This is a genomic window from Brevundimonas sp. EYE_349 (assembly GCF_023147505.1).
Lineage (GTDB): Bacteria > Pseudomonadota > Alphaproteobacteria > Caulobacterales > Caulobacteraceae > Brevundimonas.
Map to the genome: position 1 here is coordinate 413,263 of NZ_JAHXPB010000002.1, position 13,499 is coordinate 426,761.

The following is a 13,499-nucleotide window of genomic DNA, read 5'->3' on the forward strand; positions in this document are numbered from 1 at the left end:
GCTCACTAGCACTTTTCACCCGTCCCTGCTCACGCCTCCAACCGATACCCCGCGCCGCGCACGGTCTGAAGCATGGCCTTGTCGAACCCCTTGTCGATCTTGGAGCGCAGGCGGCTGATGTGGACGTCGATGACGTTGGTCTGGGGGTCGAAATGGTATTCCCACACCTTCTCCAGCAGCATGGTGCGCGTCACCGACTGGCCGGCGTGGCGCATCAGGAACTCCAGCAACTGGAACTCGCGCGGCTGCAGGTCGATCTCGGTGGTTCCGCGATGCACGGTGCGGCCGATCAGGTTCATCTCCAGGTCGCCGACCTTCAGAACGGTCTGCACCCCGCCCGTCTCGCGGCGCCGCGCCAGGGCCTCGACCCGCGCGATCAGTTCGGCGAAGGCGTAGGGTTTGACCAGATAGTCGTCGGCGCCGGCCTTCAGCCCCGTGACCCGATCCTCGACCTCGCCCAGGGCCGAAAGGAACAAAACCGGCGTCTGGTCGCCGCCCTTCCTGACCGTCTCGACCATGCCGACGCCGTCCAGGCGCGGCATCATCCGGTCCACGACATAGACGTCGTAGCCGCCTTTCTGCGATTCCAGCAGGCCGAAGGCGCCGTCCACCGCATGGGTCACCTCGTGCCCCGCCTCGGACAGGCCCCGCACCATGGCGGTCGCCGCCTCGGCGTCATCCTCGACCACCAGAATCCGCATGAACCCCTCCCGGAATCAAAATCGCCGCCGATGTTAGCGCATCGGCGGCGATTGACGAGTTAAGGCTTGGTCAGAATGAAGATCAGTTTTTGTCTTGCAGCGGCAGAACGATGGGGCTGTTCCCACGCGGAGTGCGGACCAGCAACAGGATGCCGGGACGTCCCGCGCCCTTCACCGCTTCAACGGCGCCCTTCAGGTCGGCCGTCGATCCAACGCTGCGCCCATTGGCTTGGATGATGACCATGCCAGGCTGGAAGCCCAGCCGACCGGCGCGCGATTGCGGATTCACGTTCGTCACCACCAGCCCCTGAACGCCGTCGGGAATGTCGAAACGGCCTCGCAGCGCACCCGTGACGGGCGCGACGGTCATTCCTTCGACGACCTCGCCTGTGGCGGCGCCGGGGTTAGATGGCGCTTTGGAGCCGTCGCCTGGTTCCGTTCCGGCAACTTCGAGGTTGGCAGGACGAGTGCCGGCACGGACGTTGACCGTCTGGCGGCGCCCCTCTCGCAACAGTTCGAGACGCAAGGTATCGCCCGGCTTGGCCGATCCGACGGCACGGGTCAGTTCGCTGGAGCCTTCGATCGCGCGACCGTTCAGGTTCACCACGACGTCGCCCGGCTGAAGTCCTGCGCGCGCCGCCGGGGCGTCGGGGGTGACTTCGACGACGTAGGCCCCCTTCGTGGTCGCCGGCAGTCCCAGGCTTTCCTTGTACTCGTCAGTCAGGTTGCCGATCTGGACACCCAGATAGCCCCGCTCGATCGACTCACCGCGCATCAGCCGCTCGGTGATCGCCTTGGCCGTCTCGGCCGGGATGGCGAAGCCGATGCCGACCGATCCGCCGGTGGGGGAATAGATGGCCGAGTTCACGCCGATGACGCGGCCATAGATGTCGAAGGTGGGGCCGCCCGAGTTGCCCCGGTTGATGGCTGCGTCGATCTGGATGTAGTCGTTGTAGCCCGACGGATCGATGTCGCGCGCCTTGGCCGAGACGATGCCCGCCGTGGCGGTGCCGCCCAGACCGAACGGGTTGCCGATGGCGATGACCCAGTCACCCACGCGGGGTTGGGCCGTCTCTTCGAAGCTGACGTATTTGAAGTCGGCGCCCTCGACCTTGATCACCGCCAGGTCCGTGCCGGGGTCGCGGCCGATCAGGCGGGCCGGCAGTTCGCGGCCGTCCGACATCTTGACCTTGATCTCGGTCGCGTCGGCGACGACGTGGTTGTTGGTGACGATGAAGCCGTCCTGCGAGATGAAGAAGCCCGAGCCGGCGCCCTGGGTCGTCTGCGGCTCGTCGCCGCCCTGGCCGCCGCGCCCTTGCGGGGGCACGAACTGGAACGGCAGACCCGGAATGGTGAAGGCGCCGCCTTGGGGCTGGTCGACCTTGACCGTCACGTCGATCTGAACGACGGCCGGGGCCACCTGTTCGAAGATGGTCGCGAAACTGTTAGGCGCGCCCGGCGGCGGGGTGAAGCTGTCGCCGTTGGCCGGGACCGGGGTGATGCGGTTGACCGCCTGGGGTTCGGCGTGCGCGCCGGGCCAGTTAATCACGCCGCCGGCGGTCGCCGCCGCCGCCAGGGTCAGGCCGGCCGCGGCCCCGAGAATGAACTCCTTGCGCTTCAGCATCGTGGTCCTTGCGATCCTCTGTCCGGCGCCAGACGGGCGCCGGTTTCGCGATTGATATAGGCCGGAAGGCGTTTGCGCCAATCCTGACGTTCGATGGTTGATCTCGACTAAAGCCCGTCGTGAGGCGAGGTTGCGTCAGGATCGCGGCGAAGCTTCTCATTTCGTAGAACTTCGTCCAGCCGCCGTTCCTCTTCGGGCGTCAGGCCGGGGGTCTCGGCGGGCTTGCGACGGGCCCGCAGCAGCAGGGCGGCCCCGGCCAGCATCACCAGCACGAACGGCCCGAACCACAACAGCCAGGTTCCCGCCCTCATCGGCGGGGTGAACAGCACATAGTCGCCGAACCGGCGCACCAGATCGTCGCGCACCGCCTGGTCTGTCGCGCCGGCCGCGATCTCTTCGCGGATCAGACGGCGCATGTCGCCGGCGACGCCCGCCGGGCTGTCGGCGATGGCCTCGTGCTGGCAGACGACGCAGCGCACATCCTTGAACAGGGCCTGGGCGCGCGCCTCCAGCGCCGCGTCGGCCAGGGGGCTGTCAGGCGCAGCGGGCGGCTCGGCCGCCGTCAGCATCAGCGCCAAGACGGGCGCGGCCAGGAGGACGGCCAGCCGCCTCACGCCGCCCTCCGCCGTCTTTGGCCCACGCCCAGGCGCAGGCGTCGATCCATCAGCGACAGCACGCCGCCCAGGGCCATGATCGCCGGCCCCAGGAAGATCAGCCGCGCCCACGGGTTCCAATACAGGCGCACGACCCAGGCCGGTTGCTGGGGACTGCCCGCCCGTTCGCCGATCACCACATAGACGTCGTCCAGCCCCCGGAAATCCAGGCCCACCTCGGTGGTGGTCTGGCCGCCGGCGGGGAAGAAGCGGCGTTCGGCCGTGACGGTCGTGGCCCGCCCCCGGTCATCGGCGGATCGCACGGTCAGCCGCCCCTGTTCGGCCAGGTAGTTCGGCCCCTCGACCACCCGCACGTCGTCCAGCGTCACCGTCCATGGGCCGGCCGACACGCTTTGGCCCAGGGCCAGCAACCGCGCCGCCTCGGCCTTGAACCCCGTCTCGACCACTGCGCCCAGGATGAAGACCCCCACCCCCAGATGCGCCAGGGTCATGCCCCAGGCGCCCAGCGGCAGGCCCCTCATCCGGCGCCAGGTCTCGGCGCCGGCTGCGCGGAACAGGCGGATGCGCTCGGCGACCTCGGCCAGCGATCCGGCGATCAACCAGGCCCCGACGCCGATGCCGACGGCGGCCAAAGCCTTTCTGGGCTCCCACAGGGCGTATGCCGCCAGGCCCGATAGAATGGCGATCCCTCCCGCCACGGCCAGCCGTTGCAGGGCGCCGGGCAGATCGCCGCGCTTCCAGGCCAGCAGCGGACCGGCCGGCAGGATCAGGAAGGCGACCATCATCAGCGGCGTGAAGGTGGCGGCGAAATAGGGCGGGCCGACCGAGATGGTCGCCCCGGACGCCGCCTCAAGGATCAGAGGATACAGGGTGCCCATGAGCACAGTCGCCGCCGCCGCCGTCAGGAATAGATTGTTCAACACCAGCGCGCCCTCGCGACTGATCGGCGCGAACAGGCCCCCGCCCTTCAGCTGTGGCGCGCGCCAGGCGAACAGGGCGAAGGCGGCGCCCGCCGTGATCCCCAATATGGCCAGCAGCATCATGCCGCGCTGAGGATCGACGGCGAAGGCGTGTACCGAGGTCAGCACGCCTGAGCGCACCAGGAAGGCGCCCAGCATGGAGAAGGTGAAGGCCAGAAGCGCCAGAAACACCGTCCAGCCCGCCAGCGCCCCGCGCCGCTCGGTCACGACCGCGCTGTGCAACAGAGCCGCGCCCGCCAGCCATGGCATGAAGGAGGCGTTCTCCACCGGGTCCCAGAACCACCAGCCGCCCCAGCCCAGTTCGTAATAGGCCCAGAACGACCCCAGGGTGATCCCGACGGTCAGAAAGGCCCAGCTGGCCAGCGCCCACGGCCGGACCCAGCGCCCCCATGCCGGCCAGAAGGCCGTCTGCGCCCGCCCCTCGATCAAGGCCGCGACGGCCAGGGAGAAACAGACCGAAAACCCGACATAGCCCGCGTAGAGCAGCGGTGGATGCACGGCCAGAGCCGGGTCCTGCAGCAGGGGGTTCAGCGACGCGCCCTGGAACGGCGCGGGGTCCAGACGGGTGAAGGGGCTGGAGGTGAAGACGGCGAAGGCCAGGAACAGCGCCCCCAGCGCGCCCTGCACCGCCACGGCCGAGGCCTTAAGCCCGAACGGCAGGCCGCGCGCCCGCGCCAAGGCCCCGCCGAAGACGGTCAGCACCAGGCACCACAGCAGCAGCGAGCCTTCGTGGCTGCCCCAGGCGCCCGCCACCTTGTACAGCATCGGCTTGTCGGTGTGGCTGTTGGCCGCCACGTTCGAGACCGAGAAGTCCGACACGACGAAGGCGTAGACCAGGGCGGCGAAACTGAGCGCGACCGCCGCCGCCGCCGCCAGGGCCGCCCCTTGCGCCGCTCCGGCCAGCACCGGGCTGCGTTGCACGCGCCCCGCCGCCGACAGGCCCGTCTGAAGGATCGACAGCGCCAAGGCCAGCGCCAGGGCGAAGGCCCCGAACTCAGCGATCATAGGGGAACGGTCTTCGTCTCGGCGCCCGTCTCGAGGCCCGCCGTGGGCGTCGCATCAGGTCGCCATTCGCCCTTTTCCTTCAGGCGGTCCGCGACCTCGCGCGGCATGTAGTTCTCGTCGTGCTTGGCCAGAACCTGGCTGGCGTGGAAGGTGCGGTCGGCCCCGAACGATCCCTGGGCCACGATGCCCTGTCCTTCGCGGAACAGGTCGGGCAGGTCGCCGTGATAGACGACGCGGGTCACCCCCACATTGTCGGTGACGGAAAAGGCAACCACGCCGTCGCCGGACGTCTTCACGCTGCCGACCTCGACCAGGCCGCCCAGGCGGATGTTGCGCCCTTCCGGCGCCTTGTCGGCGGTGGCTTCGGACGGGGAGTAGAAGAAGGTCACGCTGTCCTGCATGGCCCACAGCGACAGGCCGACCGCCAGCGCCAGGATCGGCGCCACGGCGGCGACGACCCACAGACGACGACGGGCCTTTGGCGATCTGGGCAGCCAGCTCATGCAACGGACCTTTTCGATTCGACGCCGTATAGCCCCGGCGCCGGGCGCGACCAATGTGTCATTGCGGCCTTGCCTCGGGCAGGCGGCGCTCCAGATCCTGGCGACGGGGATCGGCCGGATCGAGGGCTGCGATCAGGGGCGCCCACAGGTCGCGCGCCGCCGTCCGGTCACCCCGCCTGAGCGCCGCCTCGCCCAGGAAGAAACGCGCGCCCGGCTGATCGGCGTCGAGGTTCAGCGACTGGCGGAAGGCCGCCTCGGCGTCGCCGCCGATCTGATTGTCATTGGCCATCACCAGGCTTTCGCCCAACCGCGCCCAGGCCTGGGCGTCCTTGGGGTCCAGGTCGATCAGCCGGCGAAAGGCCGAGGCCGCCCCCAGCGGATCGTCGGCGGCGAAACGCGCGGCGCCCAGCATGGCCAGGGCCTGGCGATCACCCGGCCTTTCCCTGGCGACGCGGGCGGTCACGGCCGCCAGTTGCGCCGGCTCCAGCCCATTCAGATCGGCCGACCAGGCGTCCACCCGCCGCTCATAGCCCTGGTCGGGCAGGCCAGGCGCGCCGGTGACGACATAGAGGCCCAACGCCCCCGCCACCATCACGCCGATCCCGACCAGCACCCACAATCTGTCCTTGGCGCCCGCGACCGGGGCCGTCGTCGCCGTCATGGCCAGAAGCCGACGTCCCGCCTCGGCCCGCGCCGCTGAATGGGCGGTCTCGTCCAGAAGGCCGCGCGCCTTCAGCCGGTCCAGTTCCTCGATCTCACGTGATCCGAACTGCGTCTCGACGTCCGCCGCCGGTTCGGCGCCGCGCCGCGCGCCTGCCAGCACCAACAGGGCGGCCAGGGCCGCCGCCAGTCCCGTCATCATCCAGAAGGCGATCATGGTTCAAGGGTCTAGACGAACAATGGCCGTCGGGCGAGCCGCCTTTCACGCGCCCTGGGGCAGACGCGCGGTCTCCGCCGTCGCCGCGCGTCGTCGCACCGCGCGCGCCGCCTCCAGCGCCTCGATCAGCGTCAGGAACCGCGCGGCGATCCCGATCAGTCGCAGCGCCTGGTCAGGGTTGTCGACCTCGCCGTCCGCCACCCCGTCCAGCGCCTCATTGGCCCAGGCGGACAGATAGTCGGTCATCTCGGTCTTCAGCGCCGCTCGGTCGGCCTCGCAGCCGAAGGTGACGGCCGCCCCACGGAGCGCCGCCACCGCCGTAAGCAGCGCCGCCGCCGCCTCGATCGGCTCGCCGTCCGCCGGGGCCTCCAGCCAGGGAGACATCCGGGTCATGCGTCCGGCGATGGGGCGGCGCTTCATCGGCAGGGCGGCGTGCACCGCCGCCGCCGTCGACTTCATCAGCCCCGACAATTGGCCCGACACCTGCACCCGCGCCATCCGCGCCGTCTTGCCCCAGCTGGAATCAGGGCGGATCTGCAGGGAGATGTCCATCTCGGCCAGGACGCCGGCGCACCAGCCGACCTGATCCACCACGGCTTGCATGGCGTCGGCGGTCAAGGCGGATCGCAGCGCCGCCACACCCTGGACCCGGGCCTGGACCGAAGCCAGCAGCCGCTCGACGAAGACGCCCATGTCCGAATGGCTCAGCGTCACCTCGCGGTCGGCTAGGCGGCTGGTGCGCGTCACCACCCGCAGCATCCGCTCCGCGTCCGCCACATGGGCGAACAGGATGTCGATCATCCTTCGCCCGCCATCGGGGGCCACGGCCAGGCAATCCTGGATCAGCAGACGCAGCCCCGCCAACTGGTTGTCGTCGGGCCGCTCCAGCCAGACCGACAGGCGCGGCAGGGCCGTTCGGACCAGCGGGGTCAGGTCGAAACAGCCCGCCAGTTCGGACGGGGTGGACGGCGGCGCCCCGGCCGCCGGGCGCTGAAAATCCGGCCAGACCTCGCTCGACCGGTCGCGCAGCACCGCCGCCGCCCGCGCGCACAGCCGATCCGCCGCCAGGGTCCATTCCCCATCGACGGTCGCCGCTCCGTCCAGCAAGGGCAGAAAGGCTTCTTCGCCCACCACCGCCGCACGCCAGACCCGCGCCAGGACTGCGGGGGGAAAGATCAGGGCCGGCACGCCGTCGGCGCGGGCCTGGAACAGGGGCAGCAGCGGCGCGAAGGCGGTGGCGCGCCGGGCGCGGTCGCGCGCCTCTTCGCCCACGATGACGGCCAGTTCCGCCGCCCTGTCGCCGGGCATGGCCGCGACCGCCACGCCCAGTTGCGCCAGCGACGCATCGGGACAGGCCTCGACGACCGCCGTCAGGGCGGCGCGGTGGGCGGGGGACAGGGACGACACGCAAGCTCCCGTCGAGACCATGGCACGGCCGCCAAGGTAGGCCAATCGGGTTAACAACGACTTGGCGGGCGCCCCCCTCTTGAGTGCGGGCGACGGCACGCCATATTGCCGCCACATCCGGCGATGCGCCCCTGCGCCCGCCGCGCCAGGAGGCTGCATGCCCGTTATCCAGATCGACAGCCTGACCAAGACCTACAAGTCGGGGCTTCAGGCGTTGAAACGTATCGACCTGAGCATCAAAAAGGGGGAGATATTCGCGCTTCTGGGGCCGAACGGGGCGGGCAAGACCACCCTGATCTCCATCATCTGCGGCATCGTCACACCATCGACGGGCAAGGTGGTCGCGGACGGTCACGACATCCAGACCGATTTTCGCGCCGCCCGCACCAAGATCGGCCTGGTGCCGCAGGAGTTGACCACCGACGCCTTCGAGACGGTCTTGGCCACGGTCACCTTCAGCCGGGGTCTGTTCGGCAAGGCGCCGAACCCGGGCTTCATCGAACGGCTGCTGCGCGACCTGTCGCTGTGGGACAAGCGCGACGCCAAGTTGCGAACCCTGTCGGGCGGCATGAAGCGGCGCGTCATGATCGCCAAGGCCCTCAGCCACGAACCGGACATCCTGTTCCTGGACGAACCGACGGCGGGGGTGGACGTGGAGCTGCGCCGCGACATGTGGGCCATGGTCCGACGCCTGCGCGAACGCGGCGTCACCATCATCCTGACCACCCACTATATCGAGGAAGCCGAGGAGATGGCCGACCGGATCGGGGTGATCCTGAAGGGCGAGTTGATCCTGGTCGAGGAAAAGTCGGCCCTGATGAAGAAGCTGGGCAAGAAGACCCTGACGCTGAACCTGGTCGATGCGCTGGACGCCCTGCCCGCCGAACTGTCCGACTGGGACCTGACGCTGAAGAACGACGGCGGCGAGCTGGAATACAGTTTCGACGCCAACGCCGACGACACCGGCGTTCCCTCGCTGATCCGCCGGCTGGAAGGGCTGAACATCGGCTTCAAGGACCTGAACACCCGCCAGAGCTCGCTGGAAGACATCTTCGTCAGCCTGGTCCACACGAACGGAGCCGCCGCATGACCTTCAATGGATACGGTGTGTGGGCCATCTATCGCTTCGAGATGGCGCGCGCGCTTCGCACCCTGTGGCAGAGCGTGGTCACGCCGGTCATCACCACGGCGCTGTATTTCGTCGTCTTCGGGGGCGCCATCGGCAGCCGGATGCAGGAGGTCGGCGGCGTGCCCTACGGCGCCTTCATCGTGCCGGGCCTGATCATGCTCAGCCTGTTCACCCAGTCGATCTTCAACGCCTCGTTCGGCATCTATTTCCCGAAGTTCACCGGGACGATCTATGAAATCCTGTCCGCGCCGGTGTCGTCGCTGGAGATCGTGCTGGCCTATGTCGGGGCGGCGGCGACCAAGTCGGCGGTGCTGGGCCTGATCATCCTGGCCACGGCGGCCTTCTTCGTGCCGCTGCAGATCCTGCACCCGGTCTGGATGATGACCTTCCTGATTCTGATCTCGGTGACCTTCAGCCTGTTCGGCTTCATCATCGGGGTGTGGGCCGACGGGTTCGAGCAGTTGCAGATGATCCCCATGCTGATCGTGACGCCCCTGACCTTCCTGGGCGGCGCCTTCTATTCCATCGACATGCTGCCGGAGGGGTGGCGCACCGTGACCCTGTTCAATCCGGTGGTCTATCTGATCTCGGGATTCCGCTGGGCCTTCTACGGTCAGGGGGACGTGGCGGTCGGGATCAGCGTGGCGGCGACCCTGGGTTTCTTCGCCGTCTGCCTGGCCATCGTCATGTGGATGTTCCAGACCGGCTACCGGCTCAAGAACTGACCCGTCACGAAACGGGCCAGATCGCCAGCGATTGAGAGACCATGTCCGACGACCAGAAGACCCCGCCCGAGCCCTTCGCCCGCAAGCCGGCGCAGTGGGGACGCATGCCCGCGACGACATTCCACGTCGGGCCGGTGCCGGTCGCGCCCAATCCGCTGGACCGAATCCCCGATCCGCCGCGAAAGGCCGCGCCGCCGCAGCCGCGCGACATTCGCGATCAGAGCCTGGCCTCGGGCCTCGCGCCCACGCCGCCCCGCCAGGCGCAATCCCCCGCCGCGCCCCGCCCGCAAGCCCCCCGTCAGGCGCCGGCGCGCGGCAGCATCCTGGGCGGGTCGCTGATCCCGACCGCCCGGCCGGCTGGCCCGACGCCGGAGCGTCTGGCCCAGCCCGAGCCAGCGCCTGAACAAGGGGCGGCGCCGGCCGATCTGACGGTGCGCCCCCTGCCGACGCCCGTCGCCGCGCCCCTGCCGGTCTTGGAGCCTGCGGCTGAACCGACGCCGGTGATGGCGCCCCGCGCAATGTCCCCAGCGCCCCAGGCGGCGCCCAGCTACGCGCTCACGCCCGCCAAGGCCTCTCGCCTGCCGCTCTATGTCGGGGCCGGGGTCGTCGCCGTGTTGGCCCTGGGCGGCGGCCTGTGGTTCGCCCAGCGCCCGGCTGCGACGCCGGCCCAGCCCGCGCCTGCGTCCGTGAACACGCCCCTGACCGCGCCGCCCGCCGAGACCCTGCCGGCCGCCACGCCGTCGGCGGCTACGCCGGTCGTGACCGCACCCGCCCCGACCGCGCCCCCGACGACGGCGACCAGCACCCCGGCGCCGGCGTCGACCGCCGCCGCCCGACCAGCGACCACGCCGTCCTCCACGGCATCCACCCGCCCGACGCCCCCGACGACGCCCCAGGTCCCCGCCGCGTCCCGCCCGGCGCCCGCCGCCGCCTCGACCCCGGCGCCGACCGTGCAGACCGAACCGCTCGTCGTCGTGCCTTCGACGCCCGCGCCGACGGCCGCGCGCCCGACCGCCACAGATCCCGACGGTCCGGTCGTCACGCGGCCCCAGCCGCTGGACTGACCCCAGGTTTCGCGATCCGGGACAGGTGACGAAGCGGCCCCGAGCCCCTACCTAGGGGCCATGACCGTTCCTGCCTCCCCGCCGCCCATCCTCGACGCCGCCGGCGTCCACGCCGACGAAGCCCTGTCCATCCTGAAGGCGGCCCTGACGGGGGCGGACGACGGCGAACTGTTTCTGGAACGGTCCGAGAGCGAGAGCCTGGTCTTCGACGACGGGCGGCTGAAGTCCGCCGCCTATGACGCCACCGAGGGCTTCGGCCTGCGGGTCGTGGCGGGCGAGACGGCGGGATACGCCCACGCCAACGAGATTTCCGCCGCCGCCCTGCGCCGCGCGGCCGATAGCGCCGCCCTGGCGAAACAGGGTCATGAAGCCCGCGTCGCCGAGGCCCCGCGCGCCACCAATCAGAAACTGTATGGCGAGGTCGATCCCCTCGCCTCTCCCGCCTTTTCCGACAAGATCGCGCTTCTCGCCGAGATCGACGCCTGGGCGCGGGCGCGTGATCCGCGCGTGGTGCAGGTGTCCGCCTCCTTGGTCGGAGAGCGTCGCGCCATCGAGATCCTGCGGGCCGACGACCGGGCGGTGCGTGACATACGTCCGCTGGTGCGCCTGAACGTCTCCGTCACCGTAGAGCAGAACGGCAAGCGCGAAAGCGCCTCGTCCGGCGCGGGCGGCCGCGCGGGCTTCGAGGAATGGGTCGCCCCCCAACGCTGGCAGGCCCAGGTGGACGAGGCCCTGCGTCAGGCCCTGGTCAATCTGGACGCCATCGACTGTCCGGCGGGCGAGATGGACGTGGTGCTGGGCGCGGGTTGGCCCGGCGTCCTGCTGCACGAAGCCATCGGCCACGGTTTCGAGGGCGACTTCCACCGCAAAGGCTCGTCCGTCTTCAACGGCATGATGGGGCAGCGCGTCGCCGCCCCCGGCGTGACCGTGGTGGACGACGGCTCCATCGCGGGACGACGCGGTTCCCTGTCGGTGGACGACGAAGGCACCCCCACCTCGCGCACCGTCCTGATCGAGGACGGCATCATGGTCGGGCTAATGCATGACCGGCTGTCGGCGCGTCAGCTGGGCGTGGCCGCCACAGGCAACGGACGCCGCCAGTCCTTCGCCCATATGCCGATGCCGCGCATGACCAACACCTTCATGGAGGCGGGCAAGGATTCCAAGGCCGACATGATCGCCAGTACGAAGCGCGGCCTCTACGCCGCCAACTTCTCGGGCGGCCAGGTGGACATCACCAACGGCAAGTTCGTCTTCCAGTGCAACGAGGCCTATCTGATCGAGGACGGGGTCATCACCGCCCCGGTGCGCGGGGCCACCCTGATCGGGGATGGGGCGACAGCCCTGACGAAGATTCAGATGATCGGCGACGACTTCGCCTTCGACCCAGGCGTCGGCGTCTGCGGCAAGGCGGGTCAGGGCGTGCCGGTCGGCATCGGCCAGCCTTCGCTCAAGATCGGCGGCCTGACGGTCGGCGGCACGGCGGTCTGAGCCAGCGGAACCCTAATGCGCGACCGTGTGTTTCCCCGCCATACTGGAGAGGAGCACAACCATGCCTACCGAACGCACCGTCGAACATCCTGATGGCCGGATCGAACGCATCACCGAGACCAACGCCGCCCCCACCACCGTCGTCGAACGTCGCGGCGGCAGCGGCATGGGCGCCATCGTCGCCCTGATCATCGGCCTCCTGGCCATTCTGGTGATCGGCTACTTCCTGATGAACATGAACCGCAGCGACGCGGTGAAGGACAACGCCATCGCCGGTGCGGCCGAGAGCGTCGGCAATGCGGCCGACAACATCGGCAACGCCGCCCGCGACGCGGTTCCTGAACGCGCGCCGGCCAACTGATCGCCTGACCTCAAGGAATCAGGGCTGGAGCGGGCGCCACTCGGGGCCCAAAGGCTCCAGCCCGTCCGCCGCCAGCCGATCCAGCACCCCGTTCGGCTCGGCCAGCAATCTCAGCGGCGCGATGGCGACGGTGACGCCCGGCTCGGACAGGGCCTTGTCGGCGGCTGTGTTCCAGATTGCGCGCAGCCGCTGCCCCTCCCCCATCACCGTCCAAAGAGAACAGGCGTTCGACGCCTGTTCGAGCGGCGAGGCCAGCACGGCCGGTATGCGGCGCAGCCGCCAGTTCTCCGCCCGCTGGGCGCCGCTTTCAGGCCCGGCCTCGGCCGCCGTCGCCGCCGCCTCCATACAGGTCAGATAGGCTTCAGGCGGCGTTGTCAGCACATTGTCGATCAGCTCGTCTCCGCGATAGACGCCCACCGGCTCGGCCGGCGTCTTATTGGCGCGCGCCGCGCGACGGACGACCTCGGACACGGAGCGCGCGCGCTGTGCAGAGCCGCCGCGCGCCATCAGGTCCGCCGACAGCATCAGAAAGCTCTTGCGGCTGGGGCCCTCGCCCGTGATCCGTTCGACCCGCGCCTCCAGATCAGGGGACAAATAGTCGGCGCTGGTGCGATCATTGGGCAATCGGGTCAGGGTGCGGATCCGCCAGATCACCCGCCCCAAGTCCGCCAGCGACGCCTGGCCCTGGACCGGGAACAGCACCCGATCCGCCCGCTCGACCGCCGAGACCAGGGCGTCGGTTCGCCATTCCATGTCGCGCGACAGCCCCTCGATGGCGCCGACCAGGATCAGCACGCTGTCGCCGCGCCGCACCTCCCAGATCGGGGCCTCGACACGCCGGGCGGTCACCACGATATCTTCCACCACGTCGGACGCCGACGGCTCCTGCGCCGCCGCCGCACCCGCAGACAGGGCGATCGCTGCGAGAATAGACAATAACAAGGAAGAAGATCGCGAGTTCATTACGGCGATATAGGCCCATCTACTGTCAATATTGTAATGAAATCCCTGTAATGAT

At 69.6% G+C, this 13,499-nt stretch carries 13 protein-coding genes; 5 read left to right on the plus strand and 8 right to left on the minus strand.

All coding sequences use genetic code 11. The features are described from left to right. Positions 1–29: 29 nt before the first annotated feature. The 7 genes from KZX42_RS05750 to KZX42_RS05780 form a co-directional block, all read right to left on the minus strand. Positions 30–701: a response regulator transcription factor gene (locus KZX42_RS05750; RefSeq protein ID WP_248117903.1), complete on the minus strand. Its 672-nt coding sequence runs from the start codon at positions 699–701 to the stop codon at positions 30–32. A gap of 82 nt (positions 702–783) precedes the next feature. Further along, a complete protein-coding gene (locus KZX42_RS05755; RefSeq protein WP_248117905.1) occupies positions 784–2,325 on the minus strand; it encodes a Do family serine endopeptidase in 1,542 nt (513 codons plus the stop codon). A gap of 107 nt (positions 2,326–2,432) precedes the next feature. Beyond that, on the minus strand, positions 2,433–2,939 hold the full coding sequence (locus KZX42_RS05760) for a cytochrome c-type biogenesis protein (RefSeq protein WP_248117907.1): 507 nt from the start codon (positions 2,937–2,939) through the stop codon (positions 2,433–2,435). Beyond that, entirely contained in the window at positions 2,936–4,924 is a 1,989-nt protein-coding gene (locus KZX42_RS05765; RefSeq protein WP_248117909.1) for a heme lyase CcmF/NrfE family subunit, read from the minus strand. The genes KZX42_RS05760 and KZX42_RS05765 overlap by 4 nt, the downstream gene beginning before the upstream one ends. After that, positions 4,921–5,427: a cytochrome c maturation protein CcmE gene (ccmE, locus tag KZX42_RS05770; RefSeq protein ID WP_248117911.1), complete on the minus strand. Its 507-nt coding sequence runs from the start codon at positions 5,425–5,427 to the stop codon at positions 4,921–4,923. The genes KZX42_RS05765 and ccmE overlap by 4 nt, the downstream gene beginning before the upstream one ends. 58 nt (positions 5,428–5,485) lie before the next feature. After that, positions 5,486–6,304, minus strand: a complete 819-nt coding sequence (ccmI, locus tag KZX42_RS05775) for a c-type cytochrome biogenesis protein CcmI (protein WP_248117913.1) — start codon at positions 6,302–6,304, stop codon at positions 5,486–5,488. A 45-nt stretch (positions 6,305–6,349) separates the two neighbouring features. Continuing rightward, positions 6,350–7,711: a hypothetical protein gene (locus KZX42_RS05780; RefSeq protein WP_248117915.1), complete on the minus strand. Its 1,362-nt coding sequence runs from the start codon at positions 7,709–7,711 to the stop codon at positions 6,350–6,352. Between the two features lie 157 nt (positions 7,712–7,868). On the opposite strand from KZX42_RS05780, the gene KZX42_RS05785 reads away from it, so the two are divergent. From KZX42_RS05785 to KZX42_RS05805, 5 genes are all read left to right on the plus strand, one after another. Then, entirely contained in the window at positions 7,869–8,801 is a 933-nt protein-coding gene (locus tag KZX42_RS05785; protein ID WP_248117917.1) for an ABC transporter ATP-binding protein, read from the plus strand. After that, a complete protein-coding gene (locus tag KZX42_RS05790; RefSeq protein ID WP_248117919.1) occupies positions 8,798–9,565 on the plus strand; it encodes an ABC transporter permease in 768 nt (255 codons plus the stop codon). Before KZX42_RS05785 ends, KZX42_RS05790 begins: the two co-directional genes overlap by 4 nt. A 41-nt stretch (positions 9,566–9,606) precedes the next feature. After that, positions 9,607–10,629: a hypothetical protein gene (locus tag KZX42_RS05795; protein ID WP_248118079.1), complete on the plus strand. Its 1,023-nt coding sequence runs from the start codon at positions 9,607–9,609 to the stop codon at positions 10,627–10,629. Positions 10,630–10,689: 60 nt separating this feature from the next. Beyond that, a complete protein-coding gene (gene tldD, locus KZX42_RS05800; RefSeq protein ID WP_248117920.1) occupies positions 10,690–12,120 on the plus strand; it encodes a metalloprotease TldD in 1,431 nt (476 codons plus the stop codon). Between the two features lie 61 nt (positions 12,121–12,181). Continuing rightward, entirely contained in the window at positions 12,182–12,481 is a 300-nt protein-coding gene (locus KZX42_RS05805) for a hypothetical protein (protein ID WP_248117922.1), read from the plus strand. Between the two features lie 18 nt (positions 12,482–12,499). On the opposite strand, the gene KZX42_RS05810 is transcribed toward KZX42_RS05805, so the two are convergent. Then, positions 12,500–13,423: a TraB/GumN family protein gene (locus KZX42_RS05810; protein ID WP_248117924.1), complete on the minus strand. Its 924-nt coding sequence runs from the start codon at positions 13,421–13,423 to the stop codon at positions 12,500–12,502. Between the last annotated feature and the right edge of the window lie 76 nt (positions 13,424–13,499).

Bases quoted from the DNA above. Each gene is read 5' to 3' on its own strand.
- KZX42_RS05755 (WP_248117905.1), bottom strand. From the start codon at position 2,325: ATGCTGAAGCGCAAGGAGTTCATTCTCGGGGCCGCGGCCGGCCTGACC.
- KZX42_RS05805 (WP_248117922.1), top strand. From the start codon at position 12,182: ATGCCTACCGAACGCACCGTCGAACATCCTGATGGCCGGATCGAACGC.
- ccmE (WP_248117911.1), bottom strand. From the start codon at position 5,427: ATGAGCTGGCTGCCCAGATCGCCAAAGGCCCGTCGTCGTCTGTGGGTC.
- KZX42_RS05750 (WP_248117903.1), bottom strand. From the start codon at position 701: ATGCGGATTCTGGTGGTCGAGGATGACGCCGAGGCGGCGACCGCCATG.
- tldD (WP_248117920.1), top strand. From the start codon at position 10,690: ATGACCGTTCCTGCCTCCCCGCCGCCCATCCTCGACGCCGCCGGCGTC.
- KZX42_RS05765 (WP_248117909.1), bottom strand. From the start codon at position 4,924: ATGATCGCTGAGTTCGGGGCCTTCGCCCTGGCGCTGGCCTTGGCGCTG.
- KZX42_RS05790 (WP_248117919.1), top strand. From the start codon at position 8,798: ATGACCTTCAATGGATACGGTGTGTGGGCCATCTATCGCTTCGAGATG.
- ccmI (WP_248117913.1), bottom strand. From the start codon at position 6,304: ATGATCGCCTTCTGGATGATGACGGGACTGGCGGCGGCCCTGGCCGCC.
- KZX42_RS05785 (WP_248117917.1), top strand. From the start codon at position 7,869: ATGCCCGTTATCCAGATCGACAGCCTGACCAAGACCTACAAGTCGGGG.
- KZX42_RS05795 (WP_248118079.1), top strand. From the start codon at position 9,607: ATGTCCGACGACCAGAAGACCCCGCCCGAGCCCTTCGCCCGCAAGCCG.